The sequence below is a fragment of the Candidatus Alistipes pullistercoris genome (assembly GCF_027665465.1).
Taxonomy (GTDB): Bacteria; Bacteroidota; Bacteroidia; order Bacteroidales; family Rikenellaceae; genus Alistipes_A; species Alistipes_A hominis.
In genome coordinates this window covers 26,264-41,736 of the sequence record NZ_JAQDED010000008.1, presented here as the reverse complement: position 1 = coordinate 41,736, position 15,473 = coordinate 26,264, and the positions used below count along the sequence as shown (strand labels likewise).

The following is a 15,473-nucleotide window of genomic DNA, read 5'->3' as shown; positions in this document are numbered from 1 at the left end:
CGCCGGCAGCCCTGCCGGTCTCCGGAGCCGTATGTCCGGATACGCAAAGATAGGGCAAATTTTTCGTTTGATTTGCCCTTCGTCGGATTTTGATTAACTTTAACGTGGAAACAGACCGTAATTATGAAGACTGAAACCATAGCGCAATTACCGATCGTGAAAAAGGATCCGTGGCTTGAGCCCAATGCGGAGGATATGCTGCGGCGTTACGACCGTTACCGGGAGCGGCTGTCCGCCATCGGGAAGGAATGCGGTTCGCTGACCGAGTATGCCAACGGCTATTTTTATTTCGGATTTCAGTATGACGACGCGCTGCGGGGCTGGTGGTTCCGCGAATGGCTGCCCGGCGCGAAGGATGTGTACCTGTTCGGCGACTTCAACGGCTGGCAGCGCACGCAGTTACCGCTGAAAAAGGACGGCTGCGGCGTATGGAGCGTCTTTTTGCCGGACGAGACCTATGGGGAACGCCTGGTACACGGTTCGAAGGTCAAAATGCTGGTGCATGGCGACAACGGCTGGCTCGAACGCATTCCGTCGTACATCCGGCGGGTCGTGCAGGACGAACATACCAAAGATTACACGGGGCAATTATGGGCTCCCGCCGAGCCGTTCGACTGGCGCGGCGATTCGTTCGATATCGCCTCCGTAGGCAGTCTGCTGATTTACGAGTGCCATGTCGGGATGGCCCAGGAAAAGGAAGGAGTCGGCACATACTGCGAATTTATCAAAACGATCCTGCCGCATATCAAAAAAGCGGGCTACAACACGATTCAATTGATGGCGGTCGCCGAACACCCCTATTACGGCAGTTTCGGATACCATGTCAGCAATTTTTTCGCCCCGTCGTCGCGCTTCGGCACTCCGGAAGAACTGAAAGCCCTGGTGCGCAAGGCGCATACGATGGGGTTGGCGGTGATTATGGATCTGGTACATTCGCATTACGTGAAAAATATCAACGAAGGGCTAAACGAGCTCGACGGCACGGATCACCTCTATTCGCCGGCCGGCAAAGCCGGCGATCATCCGTACTGGGATTCGAAGCTGTTCGATTACGGCAAGGAGCAAGTGCGTCATTTCCTGCTCTCCAACATCAAATACTGGCTGACGGAGTTTCATTTCGACGGGTTCCGTTTCGACGGGGTCACGTCGATGATCTATTATCACCACGGTTATACGGAGTTCGACAGCCGCGAGAAATATTTCAGCCCGGAGGTCAACGAAGAGGCGCTATGTTACCTGACGCTGGCCAACCGGTTGATCCACGACCTGTATCCGCACGCCGTCACGATTGCCGAGGACGTCAGCGGTATGCCCGGCATGTGCGCCGCGGCCGAAGAGGGCGGGGTAGGGTTCGACTACCGGCTCGGCATGGCCGTGCCCGACTTCTGGATCAAACTGCTGAAAGAAGTGCCTGACGAACAGTGGGACATCTGGCAGATGTGGAACATGATGACCGACCGGCTGCCTTATGTCAAAACGGTGGCCTACTGCGAGTCGCACGACCAGGCATTGGTCGGCGACCAGACCATTGCGTTCCGGCTGATGAACAAGCAGATGTACACCGATATGAACCGCGCCGCACAGAACGTCGTGATCGACCGCGGCATGGCGCTGCACAAGATGATCCGGCTTTTTACGATCTCGCTGGCGGGACAGGCCTATTTGAATTTTATGGGCAACGAATTCGGACATCCCGAATGGATCGATTTCCCGCGTGAAGGGAACGGCTGGAGCTATGCTCACGCGCGGCGTCTGTGGAGTCTTGCCGAGAACGGATTTCTGCGTTACAGTTACTTGGGCGCTTTCGACCGGGCCATGCTGAAACTGGTGCGGAAATACGACATCCTCGGCAGCGGGTACGCTTATAACCACCTAATGGATACGGCGAACCAAACACTCGCATTCAGTCACGGGACAACGGTTTTCGTATTCAACTGGCACCCTCGGAACAGTATTCCCGACTATGCGATCCCGGTTCCGGAACCGGGCCGTTACCGGATCGTACTGACTTCCGACGCTCCCGAATTCGGCGGTTACGGCCGGATCGACCCGGCTGTGAAAGCGTTCAGTTTTTCGCAGACCGACAGCGACGGCAGTACGCGGCCATACATCCGCATCTACAACCTGTGCCGGTCGGCCCTCGTGCTGACCAGAATGAATCGTTAAATGAATCGAACTGATGGATTTCAATGATTTAAAAGATTTTATCACTCCTGCCGACCACCTTCTTTTCCGGGCGAAAAAACTGTTCGGCAGGGAAGGGAAAATAATCGACGCCGCGATCGCTTACCTCGAACCGGGCGGCGGAGGCCCCGTTGAAATGCATACTCATCGGCACGACCATCTGTTTATCGTAACCAGCGGTCAAGTCCGCATCCGATTGGGCGATTCCGAACGAATTCTGAATCCAACCGAATCGTGTCGGGTACCGGGCTGCATTGCGCACGCCGTCTGGAATCATACCGATCAAACGACCGTAATGATCGGCATTTCAGTCGAATAATCCAAACCGCATCTTCCGATGGATCCGACATTTTTTCGTCCCGCCGCCACCGATTTCGACGCCTTGACAGCACTCTGGGAAGCATCGGTGCGCGCTACGCATCACTTTTTGGACGAGGCGTATATCCGCTACCTGAAACCGCTGATCCGGAACGAATACCTGAAAAGCGTCGAACTGTACGGCTTGCGCGGGAACGACGGCGCGATCGTGGCTTTCATGGGGGTATCCGAACGTAAAATCGAAATGCTGTTCGTCGATCCCGCCTTCCGGGAGATGGGCCTGGGTCGGCATTTGGTAGAATATGCAATCGACCGCCTGCACGTTACCCGTGTGGACGTCAACGAGCAGAACGAACAGGCGGCGGGTTTTTACGCCCGCCTGGGATTCCGATACGTTTCCCGTAGCGAAACCGACGGTTCCGGCAGACCCTATCCGATCCTGCATCTGGAATTGCCGCATTCCGGAATGTAGTTGCGTCGCCTAACGTATCGGATTCGTTCGGATTGAATACAATGCTTATTTTCAGCAAACTATAAGACAGAAGTATATGCCGTCTCCTTCATTTCGCCGGGCATCAGAAACACGCATATCCGCTGTGCTTGCCGCAATGTCAGATCCGTATCGAATGCGACGATCGTAACACCCGGATTCGGAGAATCGTAAGTATTTTCCGAAACGGCCGGGCGGATTATCCACCGGACGGGCGTCTGCGAAGCGATCCGCACGTAGCACCGCTTCCCCCCCCTTTCCAGCAACAGAACGCTGTCCGACAAAATCCGGGGCGTGGCTTCCGTGACGAGCGTCCAGCGCATCCGGGTATAATAGAGTCCCGGCTCCACTCGGTCTTCGATAACCGCATAAGAGTCGTCCACCATCGCTACGGCCCGCTCCGCATACCGCACCTGGCCTTCGTAAACCGGGGTCAGATCCATCGCAACGTAACGGAGCCGGGTCGAATCGCGCCAATCCTTTATCTGCACTTTTCCTTTAATCGACTGCGGTTTATCATTAAACGTAAGCGTATTATGCGCTTTATTATTATATCTAAAAACTTCCCATCGCTGCGACCCTTGCGCTCCGTTCCACAGATCCACCCCGCGTTTTTCGAGCCGGTCGTAATCCTCTCCGCCCATATCGATCGCCCAGCGCACCCCGTCGGCCTCGAAAATAAAACTGCCGACATCCATGTGGGCATGACTGGCTCCCGGCGTTCCCATTTTAACCCCCACATACAGAGCGTCCGGATCGTTCCAGCCGGAACGCATTAAAAAAACGGGATTATCGCCGCCGCCTTTCCAATATAGGGTTTCCGGCACGGTCGGTTTGTCGAGCGACGCTCCCTGCCCCCAGACGAACAGCAACGGGAGCAGCCGGTCTTGCAGGTGATTTTTGCGGCTGTCCGCCTGTAATAACCAGCCCTGATTGCAAAGAATCGATGCGTCTCCCGTTTTTCGGTAAAACCAAAACAGAGCCGGGAGCAATCCTGCGTCGGTGCTGCAATCGGAATAACAGAACGAACGCAACTGCGGAGTGACCATGTGCAGCATGAATTTCCCGGACTCCAGAAAACCGGGAGCATCGCACAACCCGAAGTCCGTCCCGAAAGCATTCTCCATAGCGCTGATGAGCAATACATTGAAAGAAGTTCCGTATTCCCAGTAAGCGTATCCTTCCGGATAAGCCCCGTCCGGCGCGTAATGGCGCATCGGGATACGTACTTTTTCGACAGCGCGTTCGATCGTCCGCCGGGCCAGGTCGGGTTCCGTCTCGGCGACCGCCAGCGCCCCGTAAGCCATGCCGCAATGGCACACCTGATTCCAATTGGTCGGCGCGTTCAGGATCGCGTCGTGCTCTTTCCCGAACGAAGGTTTCAGTCCCTTTTCGAGAATTGCGGTACGGATCGTTCGCCGCGATGTTTCGGACAGTTTCGGATAGAGCCAGTCGTAACCGATCGCCAGGGCGGCGGTCATTTCGGCCACATCCAGAAAGTGGGACGGATTCCAGTCCGAGAATGAAGCCGCTTTCAGCATTTCGGCCTCGGCCCGGTCGGAATACCTCTTTTCACCGGTCATCCGGTAGGCAAATCCGAGGAAAAGGATGCGCCGCAGGTTTTCACGGGAGGTTGCCAGCAAACGCCGTCCCACGACGACCCGTTCGTTGACGGGAAGCCCGAGCATCGTATCGCATGCCTGCAAAATGGATTCGTACAACCCGTTCCATACCGGCAGTTTCGCTTGTTTTTTCAAAGCTTTCTCGGCCCCTTTGCATAACAGAATGCGCGGATGCGGAGGAAGTTTCCCGATATCTATCGAAACTTTATTATCGGCGCCGGATAACGTTGCAAAGAAAGAAATTACGACTACAAGTACGATACCTTTCGCATTCATTTTGGACGATTTTGAATTTTAACGAATTTTATAGAGCACCAACTCCGAAGGCAGCGGAATCGCCGCAGGCTTGCGGTCGTTGTTTGTCGGCGACGTCTCCCAGCGCAATAGGTGATTGTCGCGCAGAAGCGTATGTACCCGCATACCCGGGAACGAAGACGCGACGGCACGAAGTTGCGCCGAAACCCGATCCGAAACCTCCCGGGTTCCGACCGGCTGCAGGCTTTTCCCGTCGATCAGCACCCGGCTTTTCCTTTCCCGGATATGATCGTATCCGAAAGCGATTTTTCTGTCTTCGGCAACCTTCGGGGTGCCGATGCCCAGTTCGGTCGGCCTGGAATCCCAGCCCTGAATGTGCCAACGGCAATTCCAGCGGATCAGTCGCATCCGTTTCCAAACGCCGCCTTCGAACCGGGCAATAAAAAGTTGATTGTTACCGTCGTATTTCATGGTATCCGATCACAGGCCGGCGGTCGCTGCGATCGCGACGAACCACGCCAGCCATCGAGATTTTTTATTCATTAATTCCTGTTGTTTGTGTACCGGAACCGAATCTTCCGTAGGCGGAAAACCTGTCCCTAAACATTTACAAATGTCAATTATTTCCCCAAAGCAGGTAGGCGCCCGTCCCATAAATGCTTTTTCAACTTCTTGAACTGCCGGTGTCGGTAAATCGCTTCAAGATAATAATAATCAGCATAAACGATCGGAACATCTACCTCCGAATTTGCCGGTTTGCTACCCACCGAATGCATCAGGATAAAATTTCCGTTTTCCCCGACAGGGGCCGTATAACTGTCCGATGAGAGCGAAGCCAGCATCCGGTCGGCCGCGTCGGCATACTTCGGGTCGCTGTACAAAGCGAGTTCGTACAGAGCCGAAGCGGCGATGGCTCCGGCCGAAGCGTCGCGCGGTTCGTCCGGAATGTTCGGAGCGTCGAAATCCCAATAGGGGATCATGTCTTCCGGCAGGCGCGGATGATTCAGAATAAAGTCGGCAATCGCTTCTGCCTGCTGTAAATAACGTTCGTCTCCGGTGAACCGGTAGCAGGTCACGAATCCGTACAGTCCCCATGCCTGTCCGCGCGCCCAGGCCGAACCGTCGGCGTATCCCTGCGCCGTATTTTTCATCCGCACGGCTCCCGTCTGCGGATCGTAGTCGACGACGTGAAAAGAGCTGTGGTCGGCACGGTAGTGGTTTTCGAGCGTTTTATCGGCATGCGACACCGCAATTTTATAGAAACTCGAATCGCTGCTGTAAATCGCAGCGTTGAACAGCAGTTCGAGATTCATCATGTTATCGATGATAACCGGGCATTTCCAGCGTTTGTTCGGGTTCCACGACATAATCACGCCGGCCTCGGGTTGAAACCGCGTCGCCAGCGAACGCGCCGACTGAATCAGCACGTCCCGGTATGCCGGATCGCCGGTGATTCGGTAACCGTTGCCGTAACTGCATCCCATTCGGAATCCGATGTCGTGATCCGAAGTCAGGTTTTTGATCCGTTCGAGTCGTTCGGTCTGTTCCGACGCGCGCGTTTTCCACTGCGGATCACCGGTCAGCTCGTACAGAAACCACAGCGAACCGGGGAAGAAACCGCTGATCCACCCTTCGTAAGCGCAGTAACGGTTCACCCCGTTCTGGAAATTTTGCGGGGATTTGCGTTCGCCGGTAGCCATCAGTTTGTCATACAGTCCGGCCGTTTGCCGCGCCGCCGATTCCGTATATTTTTTCACATCGATTCGCGGCGATTTGCTTTTGCAGCATGCGCCATTCACCGACAGCAGAGCCGCGATGCCGAGCAGCGGCACCCATTTGTTCTTTTTCATAGTTTCAGGTCAGATTTTCGGTTTTACAACTGTTCGGCCGCCAATGCAACCGTTTGCACAAATGTAAAGCGTTTTTTCCGGAAAAGCAAACCGTTCCGGTAGGAAATATCGGGAAAGCATAGTAACAACAAAGCGTGTAGCGCAAATAAATTCGGGGAAAGATACGATCTGTAAAAAGGAATGATTATATTTGCAATCGGTTGCACGAAAGAAGCGAAGAAACCGTTTATGAAGACGAAAAAAATATCGATTTACGACATCGCGCGGAAGCTGGGGGTTTCGACTTCCACGGTATCGAGGGCGCTGCAGGATAACCCCGCGATCAGCGTCGAAATGCGCGACCGGATCCGGAAAACGGCCGAAGAAATGGGCTACAAACCCAATGTATTCGCCGTCAACTTGCAGCGGGGCAGCACCCGAACGATCGGGGTCGTGGTGCCGATGGTCAGCCGAAACTTTTTCTCCGTGGCGATCGACGGCATCGAGGAAGCCGCTTCGCAGCGGGGATACGACGTGATGATCTACCAGTCCCGGAACGATCCGGAACGGGAAGTGCGGATACTGAACAGTTTTCTGCACGGCAAGGTGGACGGCGTGATCGCCTCGTTGGCATCGGGCGCCGGGGATTATACGCATTACCGGGCATTATCCCGTTACGGTATGCCGCTGGTGCTTTTCGACCGTTACGCTCCCGGGCTGGACGCGGGCACCGTTTTGCTGGACGATTACAAAGGGGCCTTCGATACGGTCGAGCACTTGATCGGACAGGGATACCGCCGGATTTATCACTATGCCGGATCGCAACGCGTCAGCATTTGGAAAAACCGGAGGACGGGTTACGAGGACGCGCTGCGCCGTCACGGAATCGAACCGCTCTCCGACTGGATCGCCGAAGGTGCGACGACCGAAGAAGGAGGCTATAAAGCGATGGAACGACTGTTTGCCGCCGGGGAGACGCTGCCCGAAGCCGTCTTCTTCGCCGGCGATTATGCAGCTCTCGGGGCCTACCGGTCGCTGCGCGAACACGGACTCCGCGTCCCGGACGACATGGCGCTGGCCGGATTTGCCAACGAACCGTTCTGCGAGCTGATCACCCCCAGTTTCACTTCGGTCGAACAATTCGGTTACCGGATGGGAAGCGCCGCCGCGCAGATGCTGCTGGATAAACTCGACGGAGGGCCTTACATGGACATCGTGATTCCCCCTAAACTGATCGTCCGCGAATCCTCGCAACGGAAAAGAACCGAATAACAAATTTATTATTTGAAAAACGATATGCAATACGAAGAACGCTATGCCGCACACCCGGACGATGCGAAGGGGTACGACACCGACAGGCTCCGCAGGGAATTCCTGATCGAAAAACTGTTCGAACCGGACGATATCCGGCTCGTCTATTCGGCTTACGACCGACTGATCGTCGGAGGGATCATGCCAGTCGGCCGACCGCTCGAACTGACGCCGATCGACCCGCTGAAAGCTCCCTTTTTCCTGCATCGCCGTGAACTCGGGATCATCAACGTCGGCGGAAAAGGCACGGTACAAGCCGGCGACAACACGTTCGAACTGAATTACAAGGAGGCTCTCTACCTCGGCAGCGGCGACCGGACGGTAACGTTTCGTTCTGCGGACGCTTCCGCACCGGCCCTGTTCTACATCAATTCCGCACCGGCCCACCGGAACTATCCCGATCGGAAAGTAACCAAGTCCGACGCGGTCGTCGCCAAAATGGGCTCGCTCGAAGATTCGAACGCGCGTACGATCAATAAACTGATTGTCAAACAGGTGCTTCCGACCTGTCAGTTGCAAATGGGAATGACCGAACTCGAACCGGGCAGCGTGTGGAACACGATGCCGGCCCATACGCACAACCGGCGCATGGAAGCCTATTTTTATTTCGAACTTCCGGCGGACGCGGCCGTATGCCATTTTATGGGGCAGCCGCAACAGACCCGCCACATCTGGATGCGGAAGCACCAGGCGGTGATCTCCCCGGCCTGGTCGATCCATTCGGCCTGCGCGACCCATAACTATACGTTCATTTGGGGCATGGCCGGCGAAAACCTCGATTACGGGGATATGGACACCTGCGCCGTAACCGATCTAAAATAACGAAGCGATGGATATACGAAAACTTTTCTCCCTGGAAGGACGTGTGGCGCTGGTAACCGGAGCCACACACGGTCTTGGCATGGCAGTGGCGACGGCGCTGGCAGGAGCCGGGGCTACGCTGGCGGTCAACGGACATTCGGCCGACCGGCTCGACAAGGCGCTGAAAACATATGAGAACAAAGGAATCGACGCAAAAGGCTATTTGTTCGACGTGACCGACGAGCAGGCCGTCGCCGAAGGTGTCGCCCGGATCGAACGGGAAGCGGGCCCGATCGATATCCTGGTCAACAATGCGGGGATTATCAAGCGGATTCCGGCGCTGGAAATGACGTTGCCGGAGTGGAACGAGGTAATTGCGACCGACCTGACGTCGCCTTTTCTGATGTCGCGGGCGGTCGCCGCCGGAATGATCCGCCGCGGACACGGCAAGATCGTCAACATGTGTTCGATGATGAGCGAGGTCGGGCGCAGCAGCGTAACGGCTTACGCCGCGGCCAAAGGAGGATTGAAAATGCTGACGAAAAATCTGGCAACCGAATGGGCGAAACACAACATCCAGGTCAACGGCATCGGCCCCGGCTATTTCGCGACCGAACAGACGGCGCCGATCCGCGTGAACGGTAATCCGTTCAACGAATTCATCGTCAGCCGCACCCCGGCATCGCGCTGGGGCGATCCGGAGGACCTGGCCGGAGCGGCCGTGTTCCTCGCATCGCGGGCGTCGGATTTTGTAAATGGACACATTCTGTATGTCGACGGCGGTATCCTGGCTTCGCTGGGGCGGGCCGCCAATGAAAACTAAAATGATATCGCATATGAAACTGATTTTATTGGCTGTCGCATCGTGCGCGCTGACATGGGCGTCGTGCACGCGGGAATTGGTCGTCGAGGTAACGAATCCGACCGGTCTGGAACGAATTTACGAAACGGTGGAAATTCCCTGGGCAAAAGTCGAATCCGCGCTGCCGGGCGTCGCGCCGCAGGAAGTCGTGGTACTGACGCCCGACGGGGATACGCTGCCGTGCCAGGCCGTGACGCTCGGCGAAGAAACGCCGCAGAGCCTGATTTTCCAGATATCTCTGATCGGCGACGCTTCGGAAAAATACCAGATCCGCAAAGGTCGTCCGGCTCCGCCGACACCGCAGGTATTCGGGCGACTGGTGCCTGAACGAATGGACGATTTCGCCTGGGAAAACAACCTGATCGGTTTCCGTATGTACGGTCCGGCCCTGCAGGCAACCGGCGAGATCAGCAACGGGATCGACATCTGGCAAAAACGCACGCGCGACCTGGTCGTGGATAAATGGTATAAAAACGGCGATTACCACACCGACCACGGAGAAGGGCTCGACTGCTACAAAGTAGGCCGGACGCTCGGCGCCGGAGCGATGGCTCCTTACCTGAACGATACGGTCTGGCTCGGAAACAATTTCGTCGAATCCAGGATTCTGGACAACGGCCCGATCCGGATCACGTTCGAACTGACCTACGCTCCGTACCGGGTCGGCGACCGGCCGGTAACCGAAAAGCGGATCATCTCGCTGGATGCCAACACCCGCTTCAACCGGGTGACCGAGATCTACGACCGGTCGATGGAAGCGGCAGCGGGCATCGTACTGCGGGACGGAGGCGAACGGATGCAGGACGGACATTGCATCGCCTATTGGGAACCGGCGGCCGGTAACGACGGAAATACCGGCATCGGCGTAGTATTTCCCGAGGGCATCGCGCAGAGCGTCGAGAACTGCGGTCACTTGCTGGCGCTTACGTCCGTAAAAGCGAACGAACCGTTCACCTATTACACCGGCGCAGGCTGGAGCAAAGCCGGTACGGAAGATGCGAAAGCGTGGTTCGAAGAGGTGAAAAACGAATCCGCCAGACTCGCCGCTCCGCTGGTCGTCGACATCCGGTAACCGACCGGGATCATTCCGGACAAAACGTAAAGGCCGACGGTGCGAACCGCCGGCCTTTACCGGTAAAATACGGGTTAAATTTTTTATTTTCCGACCGGGATATTACTTTTGCCGGTGCAATCCAACCCCGAATTTATGAAACGATTTTTTCGATCCGCCCTACTGCTGCTGTCCGTACTGTCGACCGCAGGCTGCAATCGTCCGTCCGACAACGGAGCCGGTATTTCCGACCTGCAAACCCGTTACTGGAACAACGAAAGCGTCCGCAAAGGACTCTATGTAAAAAATGTGCCCGCAACGGGCGTAAATGCCGTTTCGGAAGCGGTCATTTGCCTGGCCGGCCGGGAATACCATGCTACCGGAGTGAACTGCTACGGCCTTTTTTCGTATTGCCTGAAAGACGGCGGAATCGACCTTACCGACGCCTACGCTTCGCTGGATATACTGAAAGAACAGGGCGTCGGCGTCGTCCGTTTCAATTGCGGCGTCTTTTACAGCGAGGAACTCCCCGCCTATACGGATCACCGGGACGACTACCTGGCTGCGCTTCGCAAAGTCGCCGCTTATGCCCAGCAGTGCGAAATCGGCCTGATCCCGAGCTTTTTCTGGAACTACTCGGCCGTTTCGCTCTACTACGGCGAACCTTACCGCTGCTGGGGAAAAGCAGGTAGCCGGACAGTCGGTTTCCTCATGCGGTACACCGAGGACGTCGTAACGGCTCTGCGGGAATACAAGAGTATTTTCGGTTGGGAATTCGGCAACGAACTGAATTTGCAGGCCGACCTGCCGAACTGGCAGGAGCGGTTCGATACGGAAGATCCCGCCAATTGGACGAAAGGGGACGACATTCATTTCGCATTCCGTACTTTCGCCGATATCGTCCGGGCGAAGGATCCCGACTCGCGGATGATCCTGTCGGGCAACGCGACCCTCAGGCCTTCCCAGTACCATCAGTACGTCGAAAACTCCTGGGATACGGACGATACCGGACAGTACCGTGCGATTACGAACCTGTTCAATCCGTATCCGATCAATACCGTAACCGAACACGTTTACGAAACCGGCCGAAAATTTTCCGACTGCGGAAAGGTGTCGCTCGACCGGCAGCTCCGGGAAGCGATGTATGCCGCACGAACGCTCAACAAAGCATATGTGGTCGGCGAATTCGCAGGCGTGTTGCAGTCCGAAGAGGCTTACCGCAAGTATTACGACGCTTTCCTGGACGCGGGAGTACAACTCACCCTGCTGTGGAATTTCGCGTTGAGAGGAGATGTCGAACATAGTTTCACGGCGACGGAGCCTCGGGGACAGTACCTATTCGGCCTGATCCGGGAATACAACGAAAAATATGCCCGAGAAACGGGGAAGTGAACACTCGACAAAAAACGAAAACGGATCTCGACGAGATCCGTTTTCGTTTTATAACATCCGGGTGTGCCGCGTTACGATTGTTGGCCGTTTTCGCCGGATTCTTCTTGAGACTCTTCGTTCCCGGTTTTGAATTCGGTCATTCCCGAAGCGACCAGCAGGTTATACCACGTCGCCATTTTTTTCATGTCGGAAACATGAACCCGGCTGCGATCGTATTCGGGCAGCACTTCGGCAAAATATTTTTTCAGCGCTTCGGCGGGAGACTTGGGATCGATCGTCTGCTTACCTTCGCATTTCTCATAAATCTTTTGGAAAACCTCGGCCAACGGCATGTCTTCCCCGTCGGTGAAAATAGCGATCTCTCCGAGCGAGCTGACCCTTGCGGTCGCCGGGGCGCAGGTGCGCGTTCCGTCGGCCAGCGATTCGACGATGATGCCGTTGCGGCTCTGCGCCACGAACTTGAACAATCCTCCCTGACCCGAGATGGCCAGAACATCTTTCAACTTCATAAAACTTGTTTTTGGTTTTGCGGTTCCAAAAGTACAATAAAAAACCGAAAATGCATTGCTTTTCGGAAATGTCGCACAAATTAAATATTCCGGTAACATCCGCTCGCTATAATTTGCATACCGGTTCGCAGCGACGGCTCCCGAGGCTTTCCCGGGGAACGCCGTTTCGTTGCGGAGCTGTCGCTGCAAACCGGAGCCCCAGTAAACGAGCCTTCGGCACACGAAACAAACCGATAAAATGCCCCCGGATCGGTGTCGAAATTAGGTTTTTGCGGTTTTTTTCCCTATTATTGCAGGTTGAAAAGCGCGGAGAAATTTTCCGCGCCGGAAGGCTCGCCGAACGGCAAAAAGGCGGATCGTCCGGTTGGTGCCGAAAGACTAAACGTAATTTATGAAAAATAAACCGATGAAAGTATTGAAATTTGGCGGGACTTCGGTCGGTTCCGAAAAAGGGCTATCGCAAGTAAAGAAAATCGTGGAATCCTGTTCCGAGGATGTGATCGTAGTGGTATCGGCCTTGGGAGGCATAACGGATCAACTGTTGCTTACGGCTCGTCTGGCTGCTGCCGGCGACGAAGCTTATATGCCCCAGTGTACGGCCATGATCGCCCGCCACAACGAACTCGTCGAAAAGATCGTGCTGCCCGAAAACCGGCCGGGAGTTCAAAACCGGCTGGATGAACTGCTGGACGAACTGAGCAATATTTTCAAAGGGGTTTACCTGATCCGGGATCTCTCCCCGAAAACGACCGACATGATCCTCAGCTACGGAGAACGGCTTTCGTCGGAGATCGTATGCGGCGCGGTTGCCGGTTCGGTTCGGTACGACGCGCGGGAATTCATCAAAACCAAACCGCTGTTCAACCGCCATGTGGTCGATTTCGCATCCACCGAAAAATTGATCGAACGCCGTTTCGAAAAGATGCCTCACGTGGCGATCGTCCCCGGTTTCATCGCAACCGACCTGGCCAACGGCGACGCGACGAATCTCGGCCGAGGCGGATCGGACTATACGGCAGCCATCCTCGCATCGACGCTGAAAGCGTCCGCGCTGGAGATATGGACGGACGTGGACGGCTTTATGACCGCCGACCCGAAGGTTATCAACGATGCGTACGTGATCGAACACCTGAGTTACGTCGAAGCGATGGAGCTATGCAATTTCGGAGCGAAGGTGATCTATCCGCCGACGATCTTCCCGGCTTACCACAAAAATATTCCGATCGTGATCCGCAATACGTTCAACCTGGATTCGAAAGGCACGGCCATTTCCCGGGAGTCGTCGGGGGATGCCAGCCGGGCGATCAAAGGAATCTCGTCGATCAACGACACCTGCCTGATCACGATCCAGGGCTTGGGCATGGTCGGCGTTATCGGCGTCAACTACCGGATTTTCAAAACGCTCGCCAAATCGGGAATCAGCGTATTCCTCGTCTCGCAGGCGGCGTCCGAAAATACGACCTCGATCGGCGTGCGCAACGACGACGCGGATCTCGCGATGGAAGTGCTGACTGAAGAGTTCGCGCAGGAAATCGCGCTGGGGGAAATCAATAAGATCAAAAAAGAACCGAATCTCGCCACGATCGCGATCGTCGGCGAAAATATGAAACACACGCCGGGTATCGCCGGAAAACTGTTCGGCACGCTCGGCCGTAGCGGGATCAATGTGATCGCCTGCGCGCAGGGGGCTTCGGAAACCAACATTTCGTTCGTGGTGTCGCTCGACAGCCTGCGCAAGACGTTGAACGTGCTTCACGATTCGTTCTTCCTGTCCGATTACCAGGTGTTGAATATCTTTATCGCCGGAGTGGGGCTGATCGGAAGCAACTTGCTGGAACAGATCCGCCTGCAGCAGGCCAAGCTGATGAAGGAAAATTCCTTGCAGATCCGGGTGGTCGGCGCGACCAACTCCAAACGGTATATCGTCGACCGCGACGGTCTCGACCTGAAGACCTATCGCGACGAACTCCGGCGTTCGGAAAACGTCTCGACGCCGGCGGCATTCCGGGATGCGATCCTGTCGATGAATATTTTCAACTCCGTTTTCGTGGACTGCACGGCCAGCGCCGAGGTTGCGGATATCTACAAGGATCTGCTGGAGCACAACGTTTCGGTCGTGGCCGCCAACAAGACCGCGGCGTCGTCCGAATACGACCGTTATCACGAACTCAAATCGATTGCCCGTAAACGGGGAGTCAAGTTCCTATTCGAAACGAATGTCGGAGCGGGCCTGCCGATCATCAATACGATCAGCGATCTGATCAACAGCGGCGACCGCATCCTGAAAATCGAAGCGGTGGTTTCCGGAACGCTAAATTATATTTTCAACGAGATGAGCGCGACCGTGCCGATGAGCAAAGCGATCAAAATGGCACAGGAAGCCGGTTATGCCGAACCCGACCCGCGGATCGACCTGAGCGGCATGGACGTAATCCGCAAACTGGTGATTCTCTCCCGCGAAGCCGGGTACCGAGTCGAACAAGCCGACGTGAAAAAGCACCTGTTCATCCCCGAAAAATATTTCGAAGGATCGGTCGAGGATTTCTGGCGTAAAATTCCCGAGATCGACGCCGAATTCGAACAGCGCCGCAAAAAGCTCGAAGCGAGCGGTAAGCGCTGGCGTTTCATCGCCACGATGGAAAACGGCAAGACCGAAGTGGGATTGCGCGAGGTAGACAGCGAAAGCCCGTTCTACCACCTGGCCGGCAGCAACAACGTAATCCTGCTGACAACCGAACGCTATAAGGAGTATCCGATGCAAATCAAAGGATACGGAGCCGGAGCCGGAGTGACTGCCGCAGGCGTCTTCGCGGACATTATCAGCATTGCGAATATCCGGTAAACAGAGC

At 55.5% G+C, this 15,473-nt stretch carries 13 protein-coding genes; 9 read left to right on the top strand and 4 right to left on the bottom strand.

Annotated elements, in window-relative coordinates; translation table 11 throughout:
- Nucleotides 1-123: 123 nt before the first annotated feature.
- The 3 genes from PGR91_RS10850 to PGR91_RS10840 are packed head-to-tail and all read left to right on the top strand — an operon-like array spanning nt 124 to nt 2,974.
- Nucleotides 124-2,166, top strand: coding sequence for an alpha-amylase family glycosyl hydrolase (locus PGR91_RS10850; RefSeq protein WP_118457271.1), 2,043 nt, complete (start codon nt 124-126; stop codon nt 2,164-2,166).
- A 13-nt stretch (nt 2,167-2,179) separates the two neighbouring features.
- Entirely contained in the window at nt 2,180-2,503 is a 324-nt protein-coding gene (locus PGR91_RS10845; RefSeq protein ID WP_101573225.1) for a cupin domain-containing protein, read from the top strand.
- 18 nt (nt 2,504-2,521) lie between these two features.
- Entirely contained in the window at nt 2,522-2,974 is a 453-nt protein-coding gene (locus PGR91_RS10840) for a GNAT family N-acetyltransferase (RefSeq protein WP_101573223.1), read from the top strand.
- Between the two features lie 59 nt (nt 2,975-3,033).
- Here PGR91_RS10840 and PGR91_RS10835 read toward each other — a convergent pair whose 3' ends face one another.
- The 3 genes from PGR91_RS10835 to PGR91_RS10825 all read right to left on the bottom strand — a co-directional run bounded on the left by PGR91_RS10835 (nt 3,034) and on the right by PGR91_RS10825 (nt 6,719).
- Nucleotides 3,034-4,890, bottom strand: coding sequence for a heparinase II/III domain-containing protein (locus tag PGR91_RS10835; RefSeq protein WP_118656872.1), 1,857 nt, complete (start codon nt 4,888-4,890; stop codon nt 3,034-3,036).
- 18 nt (nt 4,891-4,908) lie between these two features.
- The gene (locus PGR91_RS10830) at nt 4,909-5,340 is read right to left on the bottom strand and encodes a hypothetical protein (protein ID WP_101573219.1); all 432 of its coding nucleotides are present in this window, start codon (nt 5,338-5,340) and stop codon (nt 4,909-4,911) included.
- Nucleotides 5,341-5,489: 149 nt separating this feature from the next.
- A complete protein-coding gene (locus tag PGR91_RS10825; RefSeq protein WP_118656870.1) occupies nt 5,490-6,719 on the bottom strand; it encodes a glycoside hydrolase family 88 protein in 1,230 nt (409 codons plus the stop codon).
- A 180-nt stretch (nt 6,720-6,899) separates the two neighbouring features.
- Between PGR91_RS10825 and PGR91_RS10820 the strand changes: the two genes are divergently transcribed.
- The 5 genes from PGR91_RS10820 to PGR91_RS10800 all read left to right on the top strand — a co-directional run bounded on the left by PGR91_RS10820 (nt 6,900) and on the right by PGR91_RS10800 (nt 12,115).
- Nucleotides 6,900-7,970, top strand: coding sequence for a LacI family DNA-binding transcriptional regulator (locus PGR91_RS10820; RefSeq protein ID WP_228385776.1), 1,071 nt, complete (start codon nt 6,900-6,902; stop codon nt 7,968-7,970).
- A 24-nt stretch (nt 7,971-7,994) separates the two neighbouring features.
- A complete protein-coding gene (kduI, locus tag PGR91_RS10815) occupies nt 7,995-8,831 on the top strand; it encodes a 5-dehydro-4-deoxy-D-glucuronate isomerase (RefSeq protein ID WP_055206364.1) in 837 nt (278 codons plus the stop codon).
- A 7-nt stretch (nt 8,832-8,838) separates the two neighbouring features.
- Nucleotides 8,839-9,633, top strand: a complete 795-nt coding sequence (locus PGR91_RS10810) for a gluconate 5-dehydrogenase (protein WP_101573215.1) — start codon at nt 8,839-8,841, stop codon at nt 9,631-9,633.
- A 13-nt stretch (nt 9,634-9,646) separates the two neighbouring features.
- Entirely contained in the window at nt 9,647-10,744 is a 1,098-nt protein-coding gene (locus PGR91_RS10805) for a DUF4861 family protein (RefSeq protein WP_172970814.1), read from the top strand.
- Nucleotides 10,745-10,879: 135 nt separating this feature from the next.
- A complete protein-coding gene (locus PGR91_RS10800) occupies nt 10,880-12,115 on the top strand; it encodes a cellulase family glycosylhydrolase (RefSeq protein ID WP_118457276.1) in 1,236 nt (411 codons plus the stop codon).
- A gap of 71 nt (nt 12,116-12,186) precedes the next feature.
- On the opposite strand, the gene PGR91_RS10795 is transcribed toward PGR91_RS10800, so the two are convergent.
- On the bottom strand, nt 12,187-12,624 hold the full coding sequence (locus PGR91_RS10795; protein ID WP_101573208.1) for a DUF5606 domain-containing protein: 438 nt from the start codon (nt 12,622-12,624) through the stop codon (nt 12,187-12,189).
- A 406-nt stretch (nt 12,625-13,030) separates the two neighbouring features.
- Here PGR91_RS10795 and thrA point away from each other — a divergent pair, with 406 nt between their 5' ends.
- Nucleotides 13,031-15,466 (top strand): bifunctional aspartate kinase/homoserine dehydrogenase I, encoded by a 2,436-nt coding sequence (thrA, locus tag PGR91_RS10790; protein WP_055206317.1) that lies wholly within the window; start codon nt 13,031-13,033, stop codon nt 15,464-15,466.
- Nucleotides 15,467-15,473 lie beyond the last annotated feature (7 nt).

Excerpts from the sequence above, each read along its gene's own strand:
- PGR91_RS10850 (WP_118457271.1), top strand. The coding sequence starts at position 124 with ATGAAGACTGAAACCATAGCGCAATTACCGATCGTGAAAAAGGATCCG.
- thrA (WP_055206317.1), top strand. The coding sequence starts at position 13,031 with ATGAAAGTATTGAAATTTGGCGGGACTTCGGTCGGTTCCGAAAAAGGG.
- PGR91_RS10800 (WP_118457276.1), top strand. The coding sequence starts at position 10,880 with ATGAAACGATTTTTTCGATCCGCCCTACTGCTGCTGTCCGTACTGTCG.
- PGR91_RS10795 (WP_101573208.1), bottom strand. The coding sequence starts at position 12,624 with ATGAAGTTGAAAGATGTTCTGGCCATCTCGGGTCAGGGAGGATTGTTC.
- PGR91_RS10840 (WP_101573223.1), top strand. The coding sequence starts at position 2,522 with ATGGATCCGACATTTTTTCGTCCCGCCGCCACCGATTTCGACGCCTTG.
- PGR91_RS10810 (WP_101573215.1), top strand. The coding sequence starts at position 8,839 with ATGGATATACGAAAACTTTTCTCCCTGGAAGGACGTGTGGCGCTGGTA.
- kduI (WP_055206364.1), top strand. The coding sequence starts at position 7,995 with ATGCAATACGAAGAACGCTATGCCGCACACCCGGACGATGCGAAGGGG.
- PGR91_RS10805 (WP_172970814.1), top strand. The coding sequence starts at position 9,647 with ATGAAACTGATTTTATTGGCTGTCGCATCGTGCGCGCTGACATGGGCG.
- PGR91_RS10820 (WP_228385776.1), top strand. The coding sequence starts at position 6,900 with ATGATTATATTTGCAATCGGTTGCACGAAAGAAGCGAAGAAACCGTTT.
- PGR91_RS10845 (WP_101573225.1), top strand. The coding sequence starts at position 2,180 with ATGGATTTCAATGATTTAAAAGATTTTATCACTCCTGCCGACCACCTT.
- PGR91_RS10825 (WP_118656870.1), bottom strand. The coding sequence starts at position 6,719 with ATGAAAAAGAACAAATGGGTGCCGCTGCTCGGCATCGCGGCTCTGCTG.
- PGR91_RS10835 (WP_118656872.1), bottom strand. The coding sequence starts at position 4,890 with ATGAATGCGAAAGGTATCGTACTTGTAGTCGTAATTTCTTTCTTTGCA.
- PGR91_RS10830 (WP_101573219.1), bottom strand. The coding sequence starts at position 5,340 with ATGAAATACGACGGTAACAATCAACTTTTTATTGCCCGGTTCGAAGGC.